18 protein-coding genes and 2 pseudogenes are annotated in these 22,646 nt (G+C 55.4%); 11 read left to right on the top strand and 9 right to left on the bottom strand.

The genetic code is table 11. The features are described from left to right. Nucleotides 1-71: 71 nt before the first annotated feature. The 3 genes from VFA09_27605 to VFA09_27595 all read left to right on the top strand — a co-directional run bounded on the left by VFA09_27605 (nucleotide 72) and on the right by VFA09_27595 (nucleotide 4,085). The gene (locus VFA09_27605; GenBank protein ID HZU71073.1) at nucleotides 72-716 is read left to right on the top strand and encodes a zinc ribbon domain-containing protein; all 645 of its coding nucleotides are present in this window, start codon (nucleotides 72-74) and stop codon (nucleotides 714-716) included. Between the two features lie 371 nt (nucleotides 717-1,087). After that, a complete protein-coding gene (gyrB, locus tag VFA09_27600) occupies nucleotides 1,088-3,118 on the top strand; it encodes a DNA topoisomerase (ATP-hydrolyzing) subunit B (protein ID HZU71072.1) in 2,031 nt (676 codons plus the stop codon). A gap of 106 nt (nucleotides 3,119-3,224) precedes the next feature. Then, on the top strand, nucleotides 3,225-4,085 hold the full coding sequence (locus VFA09_27595; protein HZU71071.1) for a DEAD/DEAH box helicase family protein: 861 nt from the start codon (nucleotides 3,225-3,227) through the stop codon (nucleotides 4,083-4,085). A 69-nt stretch (nucleotides 4,086-4,154) separates the two neighbouring features. Here VFA09_27595 and VFA09_27590 read toward each other — a convergent pair whose 3' ends face one another. Continuing rightward, the gene (locus tag VFA09_27590) at nucleotides 4,155-4,265 is read right to left on the bottom strand and encodes a transposase (protein HZU71070.1); all 111 of its coding nucleotides are present in this window, start codon (nucleotides 4,263-4,265) and stop codon (nucleotides 4,155-4,157) included. Nucleotides 4,266-4,538: 273 nt separating this feature from the next. Here VFA09_27590 and VFA09_27585 point away from each other — a divergent pair, with 273 nt between their 5' ends. The 4 genes from VFA09_27585 to VFA09_27570 all read left to right on the top strand — a co-directional run bounded on the left by VFA09_27585 (nucleotide 4,539) and on the right by VFA09_27570 (nucleotide 7,965). Continuing rightward, nucleotides 4,539-5,102, top strand: coding sequence for a sigma-70 family RNA polymerase sigma factor (locus VFA09_27585; GenBank protein HZU71069.1), 564 nt, complete (start codon nucleotides 4,539-4,541; stop codon nucleotides 5,100-5,102). Between the two features lie 12 nt (nucleotides 5,103-5,114). Next, the gene (locus VFA09_27580; GenBank protein ID HZU71068.1) at nucleotides 5,115-5,957 is read left to right on the top strand and encodes a hypothetical protein; all 843 of its coding nucleotides are present in this window, start codon (nucleotides 5,115-5,117) and stop codon (nucleotides 5,955-5,957) included. A 116-nt stretch (nucleotides 5,958-6,073) separates the two neighbouring features. Beyond that, nucleotides 6,074-7,033 (top strand): hypothetical protein, encoded by a 960-nt coding sequence (locus tag VFA09_27575; GenBank protein ID HZU71067.1) that lies wholly within the window; start codon nucleotides 6,074-6,076, stop codon nucleotides 7,031-7,033. Between the two features lie 59 nt (nucleotides 7,034-7,092). Next, nucleotides 7,093-7,965 (top strand): ABC transporter ATP-binding protein, encoded by an 873-nt coding sequence (locus VFA09_27570; GenBank protein ID HZU71066.1) that lies wholly within the window; start codon nucleotides 7,093-7,095, stop codon nucleotides 7,963-7,965. A 131-nt stretch (nucleotides 7,966-8,096) separates the two neighbouring features. Here VFA09_27570 and VFA09_27565 read toward each other — a convergent pair whose 3' ends face one another. Continuing rightward, a complete protein-coding gene (locus VFA09_27565; GenBank protein ID HZU71065.1) occupies nucleotides 8,097-8,516 on the bottom strand; it encodes a hypothetical protein in 420 nt (139 codons plus the stop codon). Nucleotides 8,517-8,559: 43 nt separating this feature from the next. Here VFA09_27565 and VFA09_27560 point away from each other — a divergent pair, with 43 nt between their 5' ends. Next, nucleotides 8,560-9,309 carry a DUF998 domain-containing protein gene (locus VFA09_27560; GenBank protein ID HZU71064.1) on the top strand — a complete coding sequence of 250 codons (750 nt, stop codon included), beginning with the start codon at nucleotides 8,560-8,562 and terminating at the stop codon, nucleotides 9,307-9,309. Nucleotides 9,310-9,560: 251 nt separating this feature from the next. Here VFA09_27560 and VFA09_27555 read toward each other — a convergent pair whose 3' ends face one another. The 7 genes and pseudogenes from VFA09_27555 to VFA09_27525 all read right to left on the bottom strand — a co-directional run bounded on the left by VFA09_27555 (nucleotide 9,561) and on the right by VFA09_27525 (nucleotide 19,885). Beyond that, the gene (locus VFA09_27555; GenBank protein HZU71063.1) at nucleotides 9,561-9,737 is read right to left on the bottom strand and encodes a hypothetical protein; all 177 of its coding nucleotides are present in this window, start codon (nucleotides 9,735-9,737) and stop codon (nucleotides 9,561-9,563) included. Further along, nucleotides 9,685-10,330 (bottom strand): annotated as a pseudogene (locus tag VFA09_27550) (hypothetical protein). Before VFA09_27550 ends, VFA09_27555 begins: the two are co-directional and overlap by 53 nt. Before the next feature lie 112 nt (nucleotides 10,331-10,442). Then, nucleotides 10,443-12,176: an AMP-binding protein gene (locus VFA09_27545; protein ID HZU71062.1), complete on the bottom strand. Its 1,734-nt coding sequence runs from the start codon at nucleotides 12,174-12,176 to the stop codon at nucleotides 10,443-10,445. A gap of 44 nt (nucleotides 12,177-12,220) precedes the next feature. Then, nucleotides 12,221-13,726, bottom strand: a complete 1,506-nt coding sequence (locus VFA09_27540) for an FAD-dependent oxidoreductase (GenBank protein ID HZU71061.1) — start codon at nucleotides 13,724-13,726, stop codon at nucleotides 12,221-12,223. Nucleotides 13,727-14,147: 421 nt separating this feature from the next. Then, on the bottom strand, nucleotides 14,148-16,013 hold the full coding sequence (locus tag VFA09_27535) for a hypothetical protein (protein ID HZU71060.1): 1,866 nt from the start codon (nucleotides 16,011-16,013) through the stop codon (nucleotides 14,148-14,150). Nucleotides 16,014-16,309: 296 nt separating this feature from the next. Continuing rightward, a complete protein-coding gene (locus VFA09_27530) occupies nucleotides 16,310-18,919 on the bottom strand; it encodes a tetratricopeptide repeat protein (GenBank protein ID HZU71059.1) in 2,610 nt (869 codons plus the stop codon). A 244-nt stretch (nucleotides 18,920-19,163) separates the two neighbouring features. Continuing rightward, a pseudogene (locus VFA09_27525) lies at nucleotides 19,164-19,885 on the bottom strand (Tn3 family transposase). Between the two features lie 96 nt (nucleotides 19,886-19,981). On the opposite strand from VFA09_27525, the gene VFA09_27520 reads away from it, so the two are divergent. From VFA09_27520 to VFA09_27510, 3 genes are all read left to right on the top strand, one after another. After that, a complete protein-coding gene (locus VFA09_27520) occupies nucleotides 19,982-20,920 on the top strand; it encodes a tyrosine-type recombinase/integrase (GenBank protein ID HZU71058.1) in 939 nt (312 codons plus the stop codon). Between the two features lie 314 nt (nucleotides 20,921-21,234). After that, complete coding sequence (locus VFA09_27515) at nucleotides 21,235-21,756, top strand: MauE/DoxX family redox-associated membrane protein (GenBank protein ID HZU71057.1); 522 nt, start codon at nucleotides 21,235-21,237, stop codon at nucleotides 21,754-21,756. Between the two features lie 42 nt (nucleotides 21,757-21,798). Beyond that, nucleotides 21,799-22,350, top strand: a complete 552-nt coding sequence (locus VFA09_27510) for a TlpA disulfide reductase family protein (protein HZU71056.1) — start codon at nucleotides 21,799-21,801, stop codon at nucleotides 22,348-22,350. The last annotated feature ends 296 nt before the right edge of the window (nucleotides 22,351-22,646 follow it).

Here is a 22,646-nt window from a genome sequence, read left to right as displayed (position 1 = left end):
CCAGGTGTATCGCGCCCCTGCTTGCTCAGGCGCATAGGAGCCGAGGCTATTCTGAAAGGGACGGTAATCCTGTGATTGCGGATTTTGTTCAGGTTCTTTCCAAAACACAACCATTATCTCTACTGGCCGGTTCTCCCACTCCAACTGCGACGCCAACAGTCGTGACCGGGCCGACAACATCGAGTTCAAGCAGCCTGCTAGATACATTAAATAAGGTACTGGGTATCGTTATCGGCTTCCTGGTCGCATTTATTGTCATCTTCTGGATCAGCTTGATTGTCTGGACGTTCCGCGATATTCGCTCGCGCTCGCAGGACTTCCTGACCCAGATACTGGCAACTCTGCTCGTCGCTTTCTTCTTCATCGGCGGGCTTTTCATCTACATGATCTTGCGCCCGCGGCAGACGCTGGCGGAGATTTACGAACGCCAGTTGGAAGAAGAATCGCTGCTGGCCGAAATGACCGAGCGCCAGACCTGCAATAACTGCCACGCGCGCGTCGAGTCGGATTTCCAGATCTGCCCTTCCTGCGGCCAGAAACTCAAGCGCCCCTGCCCCAAGTGCGAGCGCCTGCTCGAACTGCGCTGGGCATTCTGTCCTTACTGCGCCACAAATCTTGCCGGGCCTATGCAAAATATGCCGGGAATGCCGGTCATGCAAGGGATGCAGAGTACGCCAGGAATGCCTATGAGTGGCCAGCTGGGCAACCGCTACTGAAACAATGAGCCGCAAGATATTACGACCTCGCAGGCCAGTTCTTCCCTACCGCGAGGTCGTAATATCTTGCGATGAATTACCCCTACCAAAAGGCCCCCTAATTTTGCTTGTCGAGCGGATTGTGGTATAATAGAGAGGTGAAAGAATATGGTCATATTACCGTGTTTTCTCCGCTCTATGAGAAAACCAATCTAAGGTGTTGAGGTATTTCTACGAGAAGACAGACAGCCCATCCGGGTCCAAACAATGCCTCATCCACCAGAGTTATTATCTCCGCATACAGCTTAGATATGGCTGACAATGTGCCAGTATAAGGTGTATAATATAGAAAATATGTACAAGAAGGTGTTTACAAGGGGCGTATCAAGGCTATGGCAAAAACGAGAGAATCCATAATGGCAGAGCAGATAGACGAGAATAAGAGTGTTCTTAGTAACTATCCTGAACAAAAAACTGGCAACGGCAATGGCGATGGGAAAGTAAACGGCAACGGTAATGGTGGATATAGCGAACAAAACATTCAAATTCTCGAAGGCCTGGAAGCCGTCCGCGTGCGCCCCGGCATGTATATTGGAGCAACCGACCAGCGCGGTCTGCATCACCTCATCTACGAGGTCGTCGATAATAGCATCGACGAGGTAATGGCGGGCTACGCCGATACCGTAAAGGTCATCATCCACGCCGACAGCTCGGTAACGATTGAGGATAATGGCCGCGGCATCCCCGTCGAAGAACACCACCAGCGCCCCGGCCTCTCCACGCTCGAAGTTGTGATGACCATCCTGCATGCCGGCGGCAAATTCGGCGGCGGCGGCTACCAGATCAGTAGCGGCCTGCATGGTGTCGGCGTTTCCGTCGTCAACGCGCTTTCCGAATGGTGCCAGGTCGATGTCAAACGCGGTGGTATCCTGTACCGCCAGCGCTACGAGCGCGGTGTAGCGGTCACGCCACTGATGGAAGTGGACCTCGTTGAAGAAGACGATACCGGTACGATCACGTCGTTCCTGCCTGATTTGACAGTCATGGAGACGCGCGACTACAACTTCGACATCCTGGCGCAGCGTTTCCGCGAAATGGCCTACCTGAACCGCGGCATGACCATCTCCCTCAAAGACGAGCGTACCGACCGCGAGGTGACCTTCTACTTCGAGGGTGGTCTCGTCTCGTTCGTGCGCTACTTGAACAAAGACCGCGGGCGTCTTATGGGCCGCCCTGTCAGCACCATTCGCGAGATAGATGGGATCAAGGTCGAGCTGGCCGTGCAGTACAACGATGGCTGGAACCCCACCGAATTTTCGTTCGCCAACGGCATCAACACCGTCGATGGCGGCATGCACATCACCGGATTCCGCAGTGCCCTCACGCGCACGCTCAATGACTACGCGCGCAAAGTGAATTTGCTCAAAGAAAAAGACAGCAACCTGACCGGTGACGATGTGCGGCAGGGCCTGACGGCGGTCGTCAGCGTCAAGGTTCCCAATCCACAGTTCGAGGCGCAGACCAAGGCCAAGCTGAATAACGCCGAAGTACGTCCCATCGTGGAAACTGTCACCGCGGAAATGCTCACCAAGTACCTGGAGGAGACGCCCAGCGAAGCCAAGGCCATCATCGAGAAGTGCTTGCTATCCGCTCGCGCGCGCGAAGCCGCCCGCGCCGCCCGCGACCTGATCCAGCGCAAGAACGCCCTGGACACGACGCTCCCTGGTAAGCTGGCCGACTGTTCCGAGAAACATGCCGACAGATGCGAATTGTACCTGGTTGAGGGTGATTCGGCAGGTGGTTCGGCAAAGTCTGGTCGCGACCGCCACTTCCAGGCCATCCTGCCGCTACGTGGAAAGATTCTCAACGTCGAACGCGCGCGACTCGACAAGATGCTGGCCAACGAAGAGGTAAAGAACATCATCACTGCCATCGGTGTCGGTATCGGCGAACACTTCAACAAATCCAAGCTGCGCTATGGGCGCATCGTCATCATGTGCGATGCTGACGTTGACGGCGCGCACATTCGCACGCTGCTGCTGACCTTCTTCTTCCGCTACATGGAGCCGCTGATCACCGACGGGCACCTCTACATTGCGCAGCCGCCGCTCTACCACGTCAAAACGGGCAAAAACGTTCAGTTCGTCTACAGCGACGAGGAGCGCGATCGTCTGATCGAAGAGTACAGGGCTACGCACAACGGCAAAGAGCCCGAAGTCGGTCGCTACAAAGGTCTCGGCGAAATGAATCCCGAAACCCTCTGGGAGACCACCATGGACCCCGCCCGTCGCACAATCCTGAAGGTGAGCATTGAAGAGGCGGTGGAGGCCGACAAGGTTTTCAACATGCTGATGGGAGACGAGGTAGCTCCGCGCAAGCGGTTTATTGAGAGCCATGCCAAGAGCGCGAAGCTGGACGTGTAGGGGTTGTCGGATTTTAGTCATTGTCACAAATATTTGGCAGGGCCAGATAGTATTTCACAAAAACTGAGTTTGATCGGATCTGTAGAAAGAGGTGGATATAGAAGAGATGCCCTCAGAAGCAGAAATAAGGCAAGAGAATATTGATAAGCAGCTTGCCGAAGCCGGTTGGAGCCGGAATCAGGGGAACGTGGTCACAGAGATGTTCCTCTCAGGAACAGGTAAGGGTATAAGGGAACGTTCCCAGGATTACTTGCCCTCAGCAGGCACTGAGGGAAGCAGGGCATTTGCCGATTATGTGTTGTTGGGCAAGGATGGTAAACCACTAGTGGTGCTGGAGGCGAAACGCGATTCTCGTTCTCCCCTGGAAGGGGAACGTCAGGCTGTCGAGTATGCGGAGCGCATTAGCCAGAAGACTGGCAGGCTCCCCTTTATTTTCCTCAGTAATGGAGATGAAACATATTTCCTGGATAAGGGAAGATATCCGGCCAGAAGGATTAATGGCTTTTTCACACAGGATGACCTGGAAAGACTGGATTTGTTGCGCCAGTACTCACAACCCCTCCATCTGTTCCAGCCAGATCCCTCAATTGTTGAGCGTGATTACCAGCTTCGAGCTATTCAAACGATCATCGATGGCATGAGGTTGAAGCAACGGAAATTTCTGCTTGTTATGGCAACGGGTACGGGTAAGACGCGCACGACTATCGCGCTAGTGCAGATGCTTATACGAGCGAGTTGGGTCAAACGTGTGCTTTTCCTGGCTGATCGGCGCGAACTGGTGAAGCAGGCTGAAGATGCCTTCAAAGATCACGTTCCTGATGAGTCGCGCGTGCGTATCGAGGGCGGAGCAATCAAAGTCGATGGGCGCATTCACTTCGCGACCTACCCCAGCATGATGCAGGTCTTTCCACAGCTTTCAGTATCCAGTTGCTTCAACCGGCGCAGTTCCTCTTCTTGTGGCGTTTGATGCCCACTGCCGACAAGGGCCTGCTGACCCTGATCTACAAAGAGCTTGCACCAGTGATGCAACGTACTATCAGCAATGCCCAACTCGCGCCACTTGCACCTGAGATTTGCCACTCGTGCGCACTAGTTGCACGGCTTCCAGTTTGAATTCCTTGGTAAAGGTCCGCTGTTCCTTTGGCATGCTGCCCTCCCGTTGGAGACTCCTGTCCAGGTTTATCCCCTCTGGGAAAGCTGGTCAAGACCAGAGACCGGATGGTTTAGTTGGCTGGAGATCGAAAGATGGCAAGCAACAGCCGGAACGAACACTTGAGCAGGTAATGTCTCACCTCTTATGTCGCAGCAACGAGAAAGACCGATATCATATGTTTGCCCTCGCCAACCTTTTGCTCCCTTCGCTCGTGTATGTGAAGAACGCAGATGGAACAGGCAAGCACCGTAGGAAGAAAGCACTGACATGGAGCGTTTGAGTGATGAGCAGCTCTTCAGCGATGTTATGGCAGGTGAGATGACTGCTTTGGCCACGCTGGTCGAGCGGTATCAGCAGGCGCTGACTGGATATCTCGACCGGCTGCTCGGCGGGGACTGGGCACTTGCCCAGGACTTTGCCCAGGAGACGTTCTTGCGCGTACTTCGCCAGCACACTGCACGTGGTGATCGCCTGTTCAAACCCTGGCTCTATACCATCGCTACCAACCTGGTTCGCGACCATTTCAAATCGAGTGCTATACGGCTTTCAACGCCTCTGGCGTCTGAACATGAGGATTGGATACCAGACACTGTTCCTGGTCCAGAAGAACAGGCCTTGCGCGGCGAGCAGCGATCCACACTGGTCGGCGCCTTAAACCTGTTGAGTATGGAGTTTCGGGCGACGCTCTGGTTGCGTTTTTACTGTGATTTGAGCCTGCAAGAGGTCGCTGATACGCTGGATATTCCCCTGGGAACGGTCAAATGGCGACTCTCTACTGGATTGCGGCGATTACGGAGTGTTCTGGCAACATCAGCGGACACCTATCTCTAAAGGAGGAGACCTGTGGAGAACAACGATCTCAATGACCTGGAGGAAGCCCTGCAAGAACTGGATGCAGGCCCGGCTGAAATCGCTGCCTGGATGCCCGTTGTGCAACGACTGGCGGAATGGCCTGAGCGGCGCATCACCTCTGCTGACCGGGGGCGCCTATTGTCTGTCCTGGAACAGGCGATGCCGCTGCACTCAGCCGTGCGCCAGGCCATTCGCGAGCGCATGGTGCAGCGCAGCCGGCTGATCACGCTGCTGCACACTGCTCGCGCGCAGGTCAGCGTCCAGCACCCCCCTTTCTGGATATTCAGCCTGCTCATCGTTTTGATCGGGGCAATCGTTGAACTGAGTACCCAGAATCCGCTGACGATTGCCTGGCTGAGGGCGCTCGCGCCCTTGCTGGCTTATCTCAGCGTGACCAGCGCTTTTCGTGGCGTCAGGCTGCATACCCTGGAGTGGGAATTGGCTTGCCCTCCATCTGCGCTCCAACTCATCGTGGCGCGATTGGTCGTAGTGCTGGGGTACGACGTGAGCCTGGGGGTGCTGCTGAGCCTGGTCGGCTGGATACATGGCAATGGAAGCTTCCTTGTGGTGACGCTGTACTGGCTGATGCCGTTGCTCCTTGTCGCCAGCCTGGCGCTGGTTCTCTCGTTATGGCTTTCGATACTGCTGGCAACCGTGCTGGCCTACAGTAGCTGGCTGCTGCTGGTTGTTCTCAGTACAGGCTATCTCGGTATCCTGATGAGCCTCTCCGGGGAGCTGCTTCTGGGTGGGATAGGAGCCGTCATGCTGGCGGTCGCACTCTGGCGTTTCACACTCCAGATTCCACGTCATCTTTTAGTAGCAACGACCCCATGAAACTGTCCGGCTCACAGACCCGTCACGCATCCCAAAAAACGCCTAAGGTATCACTCTCCTTATCAAATAAAATTGAAAAGACGCTGCCCTGTGCAGCACAGAGAAAAGAGGTTACTATGGCTACATCATTAACATCTTCGAAGTCAGTGGGAGCTTCTCCGCTCTCTCCTGCTCGTCATCCAAACTCATTGGTCACAGTGATACGCTGGGAACTGCGCCGGCTGGCTTTTGCCTGGTCTACGTGGCTCATTCCACTGCTGGTCTTTGCCCTTGCCAGTATGCTCGAACTGGCACTCGGCACCAATACTGATCCGCAAACGGTTACGACCGCCTTCGGTGTACGGACCTTTGGTATCGATTGGCTCAGCACCTATGGCCTGTTCCACACGACGCCCACCTACCTCGGTATGGTGATGGCGCTCTTCATCCCTTTTCTCTGTACCGATGCCGTTGCTCGCGATCTGAAGAGGCGCACGCATGAATTACTCATGACGACCGCGATCCCGTCCTGGGCCTATGTGGGCGGGCGCTACCTGGTGAGCTTGCTGATGAGCCTGGGCCTGGCCTGTGTCATGCTCCTCTCGATCATCTCAGTCGCCCTGCTCCTGCATCAGGTGCAGCCTGCCAGCCTCTCTGTGCCGCCGGATCTGTCGAACATTACCATCCTGTGGGCAGTTCTCTTCCTGCCGCCGGTTCTCATTCTGAGTAGCGTCAGCTTCGCACTGGGGACGCTCTGGCCGCGCCTCTCCATGTTTATCAAAGTAGCCCTGCTGCTCCTCTGGTTTCTGAGCGCGCCCATCATCAGTCGACTGCATGTAGGAAATCTGGCCGCCTGGGACCCGACCAGCCAGTTGGTCGCGCAGGCACAGTCGACCGGTCAGATGCTGACTCAACTGGTTCTGCAAACCCAACATGTCAGCAATCAGGTCTTCTTCTCGAAGTTGTACACGCTCGAGCAGCAGCTCCCGGATATGAGGACGTGGATTATTCCTCGCCTGGCGTGGGTTGGCTTCGGCATCGCTGTCGTCATCCTCGCAACGCTCTTGTTCCGTCGCTTCCGCGATATGCGTGCGTAAAGGAGTTACCGTAAAATCACCTATGAGAAAAAACACCAGAGGAAGGATGGAAACAACACATGGAACTCATCATTGAGCAGGTAAGTAAGCAATATCGCACGACATGGGCATTGCGCGACCTCTCATTGCGCTGCAGCCCTGGCATGATCGGGCTGGTTGGCCCCAATGGAGCGGGCAAGACAACACTCATGCGCATTATCGCGACCCTTTTGCAACCAACCACAGGAGCCGTGTACTGGAATGGCAAAGATATACAGAAACATGGGAGTAGCTTGCGACAGGTGCTGGGCTACCTGCCGCAAGACTTCGGCGTCTATCCAGAGTTTACCGGGCGCAAATTTTTGCTGTACCTGGCTGCGATGAAAGGCTTACCCTCCACCCTGGCTCGCCAACGCGTGGAGGAATTGCTGGAACTCGTCAATCTCAAACAGGTGGCGGACCGGCGTCTCACCACGTACTCGGGAGGCATGAAACAGCGCATCGGCATTGCCCAGGCGCTCATCAACGACCCGGAACTCCTGATCGTGGACGAACCCACCGCCGGTCTTGATCCTGAGGAACGCGTGAGATTTCGCACGCTACTGGCGAGCCTGACCGCTTCACGTATCATCCTGCTTTCTACGCACATTGTGGGTGACGTCGAAGCGGTCGCATCCCGCCTGGTGGTGTTGCGCGAAGGACGCATCCTTACTGATACGACTCCTCAAGGGCTCTTAACCCAGGCAAACGGCAAGGTATGGGAAATCACCGTTGATCCGGCGACGGCTCAACGCTTGCAGATGGCAAGCCGGGTGAGTACGATGATTAGCAAGCCCGAGGGCGTGTATCTCCGTCTCATCAGTGCGTCGCGTCCTCACGAGGACGCCCGATCTGCCGAGCCGAATCTGGAAGAAGCGTTGCTTGCTATCAATATGCAAGTTCCCGTTTTGTAGGGAGTCATCACGACAAAACGAGGAGAGAAAACGATGGAAATGCTGAAACCATTTCGCAAAGAAAGGAGAAACGATGAGGCCTATCAACAGACATACGCGAATTGGGAGTACTTCCTGGAGCGCCTGAAATCCTACCTGGAGACGGGGAAAGGCACTCCCGGTTTTCCGCTGTTTCTGTAACACCTCTGGGATGGTGAAATCATCGAGGCTTTTGCTCTCCCGCTAATTTGCTCCCTCCTTGCGCCAAAGAGTGATAAGCCATAACCTGCGGGTAGGGCCTGTTGCCAGGAAGAACCTCTCCGGTGCTTGCGCGCAAGCGCGACCAGGAGAAACACAGCAATAGCCAGGTAGCCGGAATACAACACCCCATGCCAGGGCGTAAAGAAGGTTTCCAGTGCCGGAATGTGATTATGCACCCACCCGTCAAGGGAGATGCCCACCATCAACCAGGTGCAGGGAACAAGAAATGCCCAATCGAAGCCGATGCCTCCGGGCGGAAATTTCGTGATCGTGGTCCGCGTCCCCTCTACAATAGATGCATTGCAATCCATACGTTCCTCATTATTGCATTTTGACAAAGGAAAGGAAAATAGTATGCTGACAAAGAACAATCAAACCCTGAACTATCCTCTGCTAATCAGGTTCCTGATTGTGTGTGGAGCAATCGGCCCACTCCTGTTCATCCTGGTCTTTTTAGTCGAGGATGTCACACGCCCCGGCTACAGCGCCTGGCACAATTTCGTCAGTGAACTCAGCCTGAGCAACCAGGGCTGGATACAAATCGCGAATTTCCTCATCTGTGGAGTACTGGTCCTTTGCTTCGCTTTCGGACTGCGGCAGGTTTTTCGCTCGGGCAAAGGTTCCACCTGGGGTCCGCTGCTGCTAGGCATCTTCGGGCTCTCCCTCATCATCGTCGGCATCTTCGTCACCGATCCGAGCCTGGGCTATCCACCTGGCTCCTCAGGTGGCGTTCAGACCTTGCATGGAACGATCCATGGCATCGGTGCTCCTCTCGCTTTCGGCTCTCTGGCAATTGCCATTTTCGTGTTGGCCCGCCGCTTCGCAAGCGATCCTGCTTGGCGCGGTTGGGCCTCTTACTCGCTGGTCACAGGGATAATACTCGTGGCATCCTTCATCGCCAGCCTCACGGTGGCAGTCCTCGATGAAAAAGGCCTCATGCCTAACGCACCAGCGGGCCTGCTTGAACGCATCGCCATCATCCTCGGCTGGGGCTGGATCGCGCTCCTGGCTATCCGACTCCTGCGACAGATGCCTTTGTCGGTCTCCCCGGTGCATTCCACAGAAGAAGCAGATATCAACACATCTTTGCAGGAAAATGTATGAACTAACCTTTCCAGGAAACACCCACGCGATGCGCAACGAGCTGGTTGAAGAGCTCATCGTTGATCGGGAGGCGAAAGTCATGCGGAAGCGGGCGGGGAGTTCATCAGAGACGGCCAAACCAGTGAGAGGGAGAGCGAAGCAGGCAGCGGAGTGGAAGAAGTAAGCACCAGACGAGAAAAGAGGGCATGAGACTTCCCTCGGAGAAGCCAGCTTGTCCGAGCCGAAGGACGCCCTCGGCGGTCAGGACAGAGTCAAGCCGTCGCCCACTCGAGCGAGGCGGCAAAGGCTGCTGGGACGCCGAACATCCTGATCGTAACTGGCCCATCGGTGGAAACGCGAGCATTGCGGGCCAGCCGCTCTTGAAAGCCGAGACGAGGCCGGCGCAGGAGCAGGAGCACACTCCGTTGTGCGCACAGAAGAAGGTTCAAGCTGATGCCCCCACTCTAAGCGCAGGTTCCAGATCCATTGCGAGATGATCTGCCAGCACTCCTGCCCCCAGGCGCAGTGGCTGCAGCACCGGTCGGGATCCTGTTCTTGATCCTCATCGGAGAGCGCCGGTGCAAAGGCGCCTGTTCCCGCGATTGCCGAAACTGCCGAGCCACTGATAACTATGGGCCTGAGAAACCGTTGTGCGTATCCTAACTACTTCCCCTCGCTTACGGCCTCGGTAGCCAGGTGCGCAGACGTCATCCAACCGGCGAAAGGCCGTAGGCACGTCATTTCCCTGGGGTAAGGCGCGTTGACGGGCAGTTTCCCGCGTGCCATCGATGTCAAAGACCCTCCAGCGGTTTCCCTGCCGATCTATCAACCCTCCCGTTTGCTTGTCGGGTGTCAGCGGGCGGCTCAGCAGGTCATCGAGAAAGAGCGTGCGCAGGGCTTCGACGGTAGCCTCGGTGAGGGCGGCCAAAAAGCGCGAGAGTGCTGAACGAGAAGGTAACCGATTACGCTCAAAGAGCGCCATGAAGGGGATTGCAAAGGGCTGGAGGCTTTCGTAAAATTCCTCCAGTGTGCGCTCGCCGCTGTCTGCTTATTGCCACAAATAGTTGGCAGGGCCAAATCGATTGGACATTGCCGCGTGCCAACGTTGGTTGCACGAAAGCTCGTAAAGAGCAAAAATTGCCCTGTTCTCTATTCTATTCCTGCGGCAGAATCGCGAGATCCCAGGCTTTGATGGCATTTTCTCGCAGCACAAACTTCTGCACCTTCCCGCTCCCGGTCAAAGGATAGGAGGTCACAAATTGGAAGTAGCGCGGGATCTTCTGGTGACTGATCTTTCCCTTACAGTAGGTGCGCAGCTCTCGTTCACTCAGTTGCTCTCCTTGTTTGGGGATAACAACGGCGAGCAACTCTTCACCAAAAAAGGCATCCGGCACGCCCACAACCTGGACGTCAGCCACCTTGGGATGGCGAATGAGGAACTCCTCAATCTCACGTGGAAAAAGGTTCTCGCCGCCACGAATGACTATATCCTTGAGCCGGCCCACAATGTTGACGTAGCCGCGCCCATCCATCGTTGCCAGGTCACCCGTATGTAACCAACCCTCGGCATCAATCGCCTCGGTTGCCTTTTCCGGCATCTTGTAGTAGCCAGCCATCACAAGGTAGCCCCGGCAGCAGAGTTCTCCACGCTCTCCAACAGGAAGAACGCTGCCTGTTTCCGCATGGATGACCTTGACCTCAGTATGCGGCAGCGGTATGCCCACCGTCGCTGCCTTCAGTTCGAATGGATCGTCTGAGAGCGTTGTTGTAATGCCGCACGTTGCCTCGGTCTGACCAAAGCCAATAAAAACATCTGCTCCCATTTGCTTTTTAACCTGCTCCATGAGGGCAACAGGGACAGGAGCCCCGCCCGTACCTATCAGTTGCAGCGAAGAAAGATCATATGTGCTGGCAGCAGGGTGCTGCATAATCGCTGTAATCATGGTGGGCGTTCCTGACAAAAAGGTGCAGCGTTCATGGCTGATGATGCGTAACGCTTGCAAGGGATCAAAAGCCAGAAGGGGATGAAGAGAGCTGCCAGGGCAGAGAGAGCCGAGCGTTCCCGCCACGCACCCCATGGCATGAAAGAATGGCACCAGTACCGCCATGCGGGTATCTTGATTGGCTCCCCACCGCTTCGCAAGCAGACGCGCATTATTGATCAGGGCATAATGTGTCAGCAGTGTGCCTTTAGGAGAGCCTGTTGTGCCGGACGTATAGATGATCATGGCTGGATCAAAAGGCGTGACGGACGTTTGTCGTTCGCTCAGCGCCACGTCGCTGATCTGTTTTCCGCGTATGACCATCTCATCGAAGAGCAGTGGCCAGTCTTCCTCTTGGGATTCATCAACAGGAGGGATACCTAACAGGCATACAGTGCGCAGCAGCGGGAGGCGCTCGCTCATTACTTCGCCTCGTTGGTTGCCAGGAGTAATGAGCGAACGGATCGTTGCCAGGCAATCATGATCGCGTATACGGGCCATGCAGAACAGCGTACGGATATCCCCCTGCTTGAGGATGTACTCGACCTCGCTAGCGCGCAGGACGGGATTGATCGTGACCAGAACCAGGCCAGCTTTGGCCGCGGCCATTTGCAAGAGCGGCCACTGCGGCAAATTAGCAGCCCAGATAGCGATATGATCCCCTTTGTCCAGGCCCAGAGCCAGTAATCCCTTGGCGACGGCGTTGGCCCGTTCATGATAGTCCTGGTACGTCCAGCGAATGTCGAGTGTCGTACCGAACTCAGGATAACACGAGTACACAAGAGCTTCCCGGTCGGAAAAAGCTTCAGCTTGATGGTCTAAAAGATCACCAATGGTGATGTCAAGGAGTTCTATCCCCTCGCTTTCGGCCTGCCAATAGGACAGGCCATCGTTGGTCATTCCCATATTCATCCTCCTGTCATGACTACTTTTCTGTGTCTGCTCCGTACTCACAACGAGCGGGTCTTCTCTTGTACAGAGGACACCGTCTGCCGCTGTTTTTCATGCTCTCCCGTAGAGGAGGCGATAGTGTCTCCTGATACCTCTGGTGAAGCACTCGTTCCTGCCTGATCGCTCTGGCGAGGTGCCCTTTTGAAAAGTACTTTCGCCAGTATACGCGGGCTAAACAGTGCCGTTGGAGGCTTGATCGCCTGCAAAACCTGATAGAGGAGTAACGTTACCTGCGGGTCGAACGTTGAGAGTTCGTGAACGCGACGCGCATAGCGGTTCAGGAGGTTGACGCCGAGGGGTCTGTTCCCTTGCGCCTCAGGATGACGGAAATCTTCGCCCGCCGCTAGCAGCCAGAAGGTATCCACAATCTTCGTGATCTTCTTCTGGAAGCGGCGCGAGAAACCCGTGATATCTCCACGTGGATGACGCTCTCGTTGCCGGTACAGCAGAGTATTGAGCGTTTCTGCTTCCAGGGCCGCTGCCGTCATACCCTGTCCATAGACAGGATTGAAGCTGCACACGGCATCGCCCAGGACCACGAAGCCCTCTGGGAAGCGAGCGAGACGTTCATAGTGACGTCGACGATTGGCAGGAAACTTATGAATGGCAATCGGCGTCAATGGCTCGGCATCTTGAATCGCCTCGTAGAGGTCAGGTTGCGGCAAGCTACGAGCAAAGGCGAGAAAACCAGCCTCATCGTCGGGCGGATAATCCCGTATCCAGCCGATCATCGTCACGATCCAGCGATTCTCTTCGATAGGAGCGAGAACGCCAGCCCGTTTCCCGGCAGGAGGAGTCGAGTAGACAGCCAGGACATCGTGGTCAAAGTTATTGTGTTCGGGGCGGCGGTAGATACGTGTCGCATAGCCGACATTGACCTTGATTGTGTTTTCCTCTACTGCACCATAGCCAAGAGCGGCTAGCCACTGAGGAGTCTGCGAGCCGCGCCCGCTGGCGTCCACGACGAGATCGGCGGAAAGAACTTCTTCGTGCAGTTCACCCGCGCGATGGCGTATCTGAACGCCAGTAATCTGTGTCGCATCATCAGTGGCACAGAGCTTGACCACATCGCAAGCATCGAGAAAGCGCACATTGCTTCTCGCCGCTACCCGCTCGCGCACGTGTCCTTCTAGCAGGGGGCGGCTCTGACTGTAGAATGTGATGCCGCTTCTGAAGCGAGGTTTCCACGCGCCAAAATTATACCAGTGGAAGTCGGCAACTGTATCAATGGCGATGCTTCCATCCTGAAGAAGTGCGGGAAAGAGGTCTGGAAAGAGTTCCTGCATAATAGATGCACCCCTGTGCAGCAATATATGAACATGCCGGCCTTGTGGCACACCCTTGCGAGCCTGCACCTCCTGTGGAAGCTGATCGCGCTCGATTACCGTTACCTGCTCGAAATGCTCGGACAGGACGCGACTGGCCAGGAGTCCTGCCATACTGGCGCCGATAACCACGGCATGCTGGCCGCCGAAGCCGCTTCGTGACGATTGCTGGTTACTCATGAGTTTCTCCCTTCATTTGTGTTCTGTTTTAACATCTTGTCTATCTTCTGGCTCATCCATTGAGCCGCTTGGAAGTAGCAATGAATACCTTTCGTATAACTCTTTCACACACATCTTCATATGGAATTATGTAGATGAACTGATCTACCTCTTTAAAGAGGCCTCGTGGTTCTCGCGTACCAGAACCATTGCTCATAGTCTACCTGATGGAGGGCAGTAACGCATCCGTAGAAATAAAGGATTTTCTGTGTGAGGTACAACAGGTTCGGTTCGAAAATCACCCTATAGAATTGCAGGGAGGCAGAGCAATCCTATGTGCCTTGCAGGCATATGGAAGCAGCCAGGCAGCGAGCGAGGAGAGATCGTGCGCACGATCTCTCCTCGCTCGCTGCCTGGCTCACAAGCCCGTCCTTCACCTCATTTAGGGGAAGACACGACCAATCTTGTTCGCGGTCAACTCCGTGAACCAGAGGTTGCCATCAGAGCCGCCTGTGATTTCAAAGGGCCCACTCGTGGAGTTGGGGAAGGTAAACTCGGTGACCTGACCACTCGGAGTGATGCGTCCAAGCTCGTTTGTGTTGGCTTCGGCAAACCAGAGGTTGCCATCAGAGCCTACCGTAATGCCAGCCAGCTGGACTTTGCTGGTGGGTACCCGATACTCGGTGACCTGGCCGCCGGTGGTGATGCGTCCAATGTTATTCCCAAACTGCTCGGTGAACCATAGCGCACCATCAGGCCCTGGAACGATGTCATACGGAGAACTGTTGGCCGTGGGAATGGAGTACTCGGTAATCTGCCCGCTGGTGGTGATGCGTCCGATCTTGCTCACGTTCAGCTCGGTGAACCACAAGGCTCCATCTGAACCTGCCGCGATACTCCACGGACCACTGAAGGCGTTGGGGAGGGCGTACTCGGTGATTTGGCCACTGGTGGTGATGCGTCCGATCTTGTTGGCCCCGCCGTTGTACTCGGTGAACCACAGGGCTCCATCTGGGCCGGTCGTGATACCCTCAGGTCCACTTGCGGCGGTGGGAATCTTGAACTGGGTAATCGTACCGCTGGTGGTGATGCGTCCAATCTTGTTCGCATTCGACTCGGTGAACCACAGGGCGTTGTCGGGACCAGCGGTGATGTACCAGGTGCCACTGTTGGCCGTCGGTATCTTGAACTGCGTGATCTTGCCACTGGTGGTAATGCGCCCGATCTTGTTCCCTTTCGACTCGGCGAACCAGAGGTTGCCATCGGGGCCTCTCGTGATGCCAACCGGCACGCTATTGGCGGTTTTGATAGTGAACTGCTTGAACTGATTGAACATGGTATTGGCGAGGCCAATCTGACTCGCCCGAAACTCCGTGAACCAGAGGTGGTTGTCTGAGCCGAGGGTGATATTCGTTGGCTGGCTGGTAGCACCGCTCGGAACGGCATACTGGGTGAGGTTGCCAGCGAGAGTGAGGCGTCCAATGTAACCGCTCTGCTCGGCGAACCAGAAGTCACCGTCAGCGCCAAGCGTGATGCCAACCGGACTGCCGTTGACAGCGTATGTCTTGAGGAACTGACCGGAAGGGTTCAAGGACTGCACCTGGCCCGCGTCGGCCTCAGTAAACCAGAGGTTGCCATCAGGGCCGGTAATGATGCTCGCAGGTCCACTATCGGCTGTAGGAACCGCGTACTCGGTGATCTGACCACCGGTGAGATGCCCGATGGCATTGCCGGTATCCTCGGTAAACCAGATACTGCCATCCGTACTCGCCGTGATGCCACCCGGTGAACTGCCAGGAGTAGCCTGGAACTCATAGAGGAAGTTGCCATTGGTATCGATGGCTCCTACCCGGCTCGTGTTGGTCTCGGTAAACCAGAGAGCGCCGTCGTAACCAGCCGTGATTTCCTCTGGAATGCTGTTCGGGGTGGGCAGCGGGTACTCGGTGATCTGGCCACTGGTGGTGATGCGTCCGATCTTGTTGCCGCTGGTCTCGGTGAACCACAGGTTGTTATCAGGACCAACCGTGATGCCTTGCGGATTGCCGCCATTGGGCAGCGGGTACTCGGTGAACTGGCCGGTGGTAGAGATGCGTGCGATCTTGTTGCCTTCAATCTCGGTAAACCAGCTGGCTCCATCGGGTCCTTTGACGATGTCGCCAGGGAAACTGTCGGCAGTGGGAATTTTGAATTCACTGATCGGGCCGGATGCTGCCTGGGCAATGGTGCCGTGCAGGCCCAGCACTCCAAGCAGTGCAACGACAATGAAACTCAGCTTGATGAACTGCATACAAAAATGAGATACTCGCATTGTGTTTTCCTTTCTGAATCTTTTGAATCTTCGCTCAAAAATTTCTTTCAGTAGAGAGACTTTTATTTTCACTGGAAAGAAGTCGTCTCCCGGTTCTCGTCAGTGAGAACCACTGCACATAGTCTACCTGGAGGCGGCCCATAGTACATCTGTAAAAGTAGAGGATTTTTTGCGCGAGGTATTTGGGTTCAGTTCGAGAATTCCCCTGTAGAATTAGAGGGAAGCATGATACTCCCGCGTGCATTATAGGGTTGTGGAAAGTGTCAGAGGGATAGTAAAGGAAGAGAAGTCAGGCGCTAGAGGAGATGCTGCTCGATAGCAGCGCGAGTAGCAGCGGTGCGTGAAGAGACGCTCAATTTGCCACAAATAGACCTCACATACCAACTGACGGTGCCAGAACTCAGGACCAGCTTTTGGGCTATCTGCGCATCGGTCAGTCCCTCTGCCACTAAGCGCAACACCTCTGTCTCGCGGCGCGTCAATTGATTGGGGAAGCGCGTCTTTCCATGGCTGCTCGCCGGTGCAGTAGTCACCTGCCTGGTTAAGGAAACTGGCTCCTGGGCGGTCAGTGCCTGCTGTGGTGACATGGTCCGCCCCTCTTCCAACGCCGCGGTAAAGGCTTTTTCTCCCAGGATGGCGCGTGCGGTGGTTTGTGCCTGCTCGTCACGAGCGTGCATCGCCTGGGGCAGCGACGCGTTCCGATCCTGATGCATTGTTTGGGCAGCCCCCCATAGGCGCGCCGCCCAGGCAGGCTGTCCTTGCGCAGTTACCACAATTGCTAGCGCCTCCAGGCACGAGGCAATTAACCCACGATGTTCCAACGGAATGGCAATGGTCAAGCCTTCCTCATAGAGGGTGTGGGCCTGCACATAATCCTCCTGCAATGCCATCACACTTGCCAGGAAGAAGAACGAGCGGGCAACACTTTGTCGATGCCCCACCTCCTGGTTGATTCGCAGGCTCTCGGTAAAGTGAGAGCTGGCACTGGCCACGTCCCCTTGCTCAAAAGCTACCTGTCCCAGGAGACTATGCGCGTAGGCCAGTCCGCCCTTGCTGTCCGCCTTCCGGCACAGGGCCAGGCCCTCCTCTAATAAGGGCCGTGCTCGCGTATACTCTCCCTGGATAATCAGGTCGTGTGCCATGTAGAGCAACGGCCATGCGATATCTCCTGGGTAGCCCAGCGTCCTCAGGAGCGCCAGGCTCTCCTCAAAGAGTTGAGAGGCTCTGGCATACTCATGCTGGAAAGAGGCTGCACGCGCCAGGACAATGAGGAAGTACGCGGTCCACCAGGGGTGGCCTTCCCTTCTAAGGAGAGCGAGAGATTCCTCGGCCAGGGCGAGGATGTGTGAAGACTGGCGATGATGCAAGGCGACTCCTATCTGAACAGCGAGGACATGGACGATCCCTTTCTGATCTGCGAGCTGCTGGAAGAGGGTGAGAGCCTCTCCACAGAGTTGTTCTGCCCGCACATAATCGCCCTGATATGAGGCGAGCAGAGCCGTCGCCGAGAGCGCTTTCGCCCGCACAGATGCCTCACTCTTCTCTGAGGCCACTAAGACGCGCTCAAGGAAGGTACGCCCTTCATGCAGGCGCCCTCGCACGCTCCAGAATCTCCACAATGCCCAGCCTAAACGCGCCGCCGTCTCAATGCCATTTTCTACCTGCTCGCCCTGGTATTCCAGGGTCCATTGCAGGGCGGCCCGCAGATTCTCCTGCTCTCGCTCTATTATCTCGAACCATTTGCCTGCCTCGGGGCTGAATTGATACAGTGCGGCCTCCTCCGCTAACTGCAAGTAATAGGCCGCGTGTGCCTGCCGCGTCACCTCCAGCTCTCCCTGCTCCTGTAGGCATGCCAGGCCATACTCACGGATCGTCTCGAGCATGAGCAGTCGCGGCTCCTCGGCCTCCATCTCCGTTTGCTGCAACAGGCTCTTGTCGAGCAATGATACCACCCCGTCCAACACCTCCATCCTCTGATGGTTGGCTGTAGCGTCTGCAAGAGATGTAGAGCGCACGCTTTGTGCTACAGCTTCTGCAGCCTGCAAACTGCAACCACCTACAAAGATCGAGAGCAAACGGAAGAGGTGTTGCTCCTGAGTGGTAAGCAGGTCGTAGCTCCATTGCAACGTGTTGTGCAACGTTTGTTGCCGTGCTGGCAGGTCTTGCTTCCCGCCGGTCAGCACCTGGAGCCGGGACTCGAGGCGCTTAAGTAGGGCGTGGGGAGGAAGCAATTTAATGCGAGCCGCGGCCAGTTCGATGGCCAGGGGCAAGCCTTCGAGACGGGCGCAGATAGCCGCAATGGTGCGGGCATTGGCAGCAGTCAACTGGAAGTCAGATCGAATAGCCTGCGCCCTCTGCAAGAAGAGGCTCACCGTTGAAATCTGCGCCAGCTCCTCGTTCGTGGGAAGCTGCCGGAGATCAGGCACGGCCAGGGGAGAGACCATGAACTCGTATTCACCCTGAATACGTAAGGCGGCCCGACTGGTCACAAGCACGTGCAACTGAGGACAGGATGCTAACAGGTCGGCCACTTGTGGAGCCGCTGCCACCACCTGCTCGAAGTTGTCGAGGAGCAGCAGCAGGTGCTGATCGCGCAAATATGCTCGCACTTGTTCGAGCAAGGGGCGATCTCCAGCTTCCCAGAGTCCTAACGTTTGAGCAATGGTCGCCATAACCAGTTTGGGGTCGCTGACCGGGGCCAGGGAGACGAAGCAGACGCCATGGGCAAAGTGATCGAGCAACTCGCCAGCTACCGCCCAACCTAAACGTGTTTTGCCAACGCCGCCCGGGCCAAGAAGCGTCACGAAGCGCACTTGTGGGTCTTGTAGGAGATTACATACCGCCATTACCTCGCGCTTCCGGCCAATGAGTGGGGTAAGTGGAGCCGTCAGGGTATAGGCGAGCAAGGGATCGCGGCGTGCCTGACCAGTACGTAAAGCGCTGATATGGTCCTGGATAGTCGCTGCTCCTTTTCGTGTTTTTCTTCATTACAAGTATCAGGGGTACAGTAAGCAACTGTTACTGGCTAGTATATCATATGCTTAAGGTAAGCCGCAGTAACTTCGACAATAGCAGGGCTTTGCCCATGGTTGGAACAGAAAGTCGGAATAGGAATCTAGCCCAAAGAGTTGAGGTTCTCTCAAAGAGAGCTTAGAAAAGCTCTTCAGACGAGGAGGAAGGTTGTCGAAGTGGACGATGATGGCCCTGGGCCACGCTTTCTGGGAGGGTAAAGTGATATTTCCCCTGCACATTGATATGCTGGAAGCGCAGCGGAGCTAAGCGTTCCACATCCTCCGGTCGAACCTCTTGTCCACTGCGCCGCAGTTCATCGAGTGCATCCTGCATATACCAGGTATTCCAGAGCACGATCATATTGACGACCAGCCCCAGCACTCCCAGTTGATCCTCCTGCCCCTGACGATACCGCTGACGCAGCTCGCCTCGCTGGCCATGAAACACATGCCGTGCCACGCTGTGGCGTCCCTCGCCACGATTCAATTGTGTTTGAATGCGCCGACGATAGTATTCGTCGTCAAGGAAGTTGAGCACGTGCAGGGTTTTGGGAATCCGGCCCAGCTCGGCAATGGCGCGCCCCAGGGTCGTCGGGTGTCCTCCGCGCTGCAAAGCCTGCACCAGCGTCGAGGCATGCACCATACCCACCTTGAGCGATCCAGCTACGCGCAACAGTTGGTGGCAATCAGATTGGGATTGATGCGGTGCAGTGCCAGACCATTTAAGGGGCCATAATCGGCGCTTGGGTCCATGCGCCAAAAGCGGGCATCTTTCAACTCGGCGAGCCTGGGGCTGAACTGATAGCCCAGACTCCAGAACAACCCGAACATAAGATCCGAGTACGACCCGGAGTCGCTCATAATCTCTGTGGGCATGAGGCCACTTTCTTGTTCGAGCAAGGCGAGCGGGAACGACCCGATACTATGCCTGCTAAGGTAGTTCACGGGGAGGCTGTCATGAAACGAGCCGCACAGCCAGCGCTCTCAGATGCTGGTGAGCATGTCCTCACGCACTATGAGCAACGGCTCCGCGTCGAAGAAGACCTGTCGGTTCCCACCATTCGGAACTACCTCAGCGATCTTCGTCAGTTTGCGGCATGGTGCGAAGGAACCTGGCAGCAGGGGCGTGAGGATGCTGCATCCTTTCTCCCCGCAGCAGTCACGACGCCCATCCTCACCGATTATCGGCTGTACCTGCAACAGACCCTCCAGCTCAAGCCAAACTCGGTCGACCGGTCGCTCATCAGCCTCAAGCGCTATTTTGCGTGGTTAGTCACGACCGGGCAACTCAGCTATGACCCGGCCAGGGTGGTCAAGCTGGTGGGAGAGGAAGTCACCCCGCCACGTCATCTCGACGACCAGGAGGAACAGGCGTTGGTTGCGGCAGTGATGGAGACGGGAAGTGCGCGAGACCGAGCCATTCTTGTACTTATGCTGCATACCGGTCTGCGCGCACGAGAAGTCTGCCATTTGACCCGCGCACACATCCGGCTGGGCAAGCGGAGCGGAATGCTCGTCGTACATGGCAAGCGCAACAAGTATCGGGAAAATCCCCTCAATGCGACCGCGCGTGCTGCCCTCCAGGCGTATGATCCGGTCTTGGGCAATCCACTCTCACATGATGCGACCCCGCTGTTTCTCTCGGAGAAGCGCCATGCGCGCCTGACGGAACGAGGATTGGGCTATCTCGTCAAAAAATATGCGGAGCGAGCGAAGCTCTCTGATGTGAGTCCCCATGATCTGCGCCACCGCTTTGGCTACCGCATGGCGACAGCTGTCCCGCTCCACCGCCTCGCCCAACTCATGGGGCATGACTCGCTGGATACCACGATGATCTATGTGCAAGCCACGCGACACGATCTGCAGAAAGAGGTAGAGAAGATCGCATGGATATAAGCAAGACTATTCTCCCACATGCTGTTTTTAGGAATTACACATGTAGAAGTGAGGCGCACCCAACCCAAATTGGTTGCGCTTGAATGAGTACGAAGCCCCTTCGCTCATTTACCCCAGTTTTCTTGCTTTCCGAACAGCTACCAGCTTTTCAGCTTTTCACTCATATTGATCTAAACCGCATTTCATGTTAGAATAAAAGGAGCAGTGAAGAATTTTTCGAGAAAAGCGGGAATTTCTGTGGCAGATCGAAGCATCCAATAGTGATTTCACCCCCTCAGTAATCGTGACAAGTTACTAGAAAGGTGTGATGCCAAATGATCTGGTCGTATGTCCTCGCGTTCTGTAGAGTTGCTATCGGGTTAGTATTCCTCTTTTCTGGCATGGGCAAATTGCGCGACCTCTCACAGTTCCAGCGGACGATTACTAATTTCCGCCTCTTGCCTGCGCAAATGAGTTATCCTACCTCGCTCCTCTTTGTGAGCGCGGAAGTTGCTGTCGTCCTCCTGATTGCTCTTGGAGGGAAGTTCCTCCTTCCAGGCTTTCTGCTTGCACTCCTCCTTTTGCTCATATTTGTTGGTGCGATCATTTCTGTCATCACGCGCCAGATTCAAACTCCCTGTAACTGTTTTGGAAGCAACGAAAAGCCGGTGACACAAGCAGATATCTGGCGGGACACAGCCTTCCTACTCTGTGCTTTTGGTGGGAGTGTCTTGACTCTTGGTCGAATAGGCTTGGAACAACTAGAGCTGCTCATGTGGCTCCTGATCGGCGGGATGGCGATCATTTTTGTGCTGACAGTTGGCTTTTTAGATGACATCGTTCAACTCTTCCGCTAAAGCGCCATCCCTGCAGCGGCAGGCAACGAAAGGAGAAAGCTTATGCCAACGGGATTTCTGATCAGCCTGATCCTTTTATGGATCGTCGTCTTATTGAATCTACTCCTGACGCTCGCCATCATCCGTCGATTAAACATTAGTTCGCGGCAGACAGGTTTGCAGCATGGACAGATGGCCCCAGACTTTACCGCCCAAACGCTCTCTGGAGAAAGCGTGAAATTCCAGGATTACGCAGGACACCCAACAGCCTTCGTCTTTATTTCCACACGTTGCAGCCATTGCGAGAAACTCTTACCCGAACTGGAAGCGCTCGGCCCTCAGGCGATACGTGCAGGTGTTAATCTGGTGCTTGTGTGTGACAATCAGCGTGAGGAAATTCAGGGCTACGCCAGGAAGAACAATATCCATCTCCCTATGTTGATAGCGCCACGCAGCGAGAATCCTTTTTTCCAGAATTATCAGGTCAAGGGCACTCCTTTTTACTGCTATATCGATAACCAAGGCAAGGTGCAGTCAGCAGGTCACCCAAATATGGCGGGAGGAGAATGGAAGGCACTATCCAATAACTGGGTAAAAAAAGCTATCTCTGTATGAATTGATTTTTGGACAACTGCCACGTCATGTGGCTTGTATATGTAGGTTGTGCAATTCACGCGATAATTGGTTCAGATAGTTTCCACAGCACTGAGTCGAGAGGGGCAGAGGGTAACTAGAACAGAGGAGGTGAGCAACAAGGAGAAAAAGTAACACATTCGTAACTGTGGACCCTTTCAACTTTTGGTGCTTTGTCACATTACGCACACAAGGAGAAACCGCATGCAGAACTTCAGTGAACGCCTGCTGTTCATGGTTGATCGTGTCACCGGAAAGCTTGGCTTTCTGACCACGTT

Source organism: Ktedonobacteraceae bacterium, assembly GCA_035653615.1.
GTDB lineage: Bacteria > Chloroflexota > Ktedonobacteria > Ktedonobacterales > Ktedonobacteraceae > DASRBN01.
Note: the sequence above shows the minus strand (reverse complement) of the source record. Positions and strands in the feature narration are given on the sequence as shown.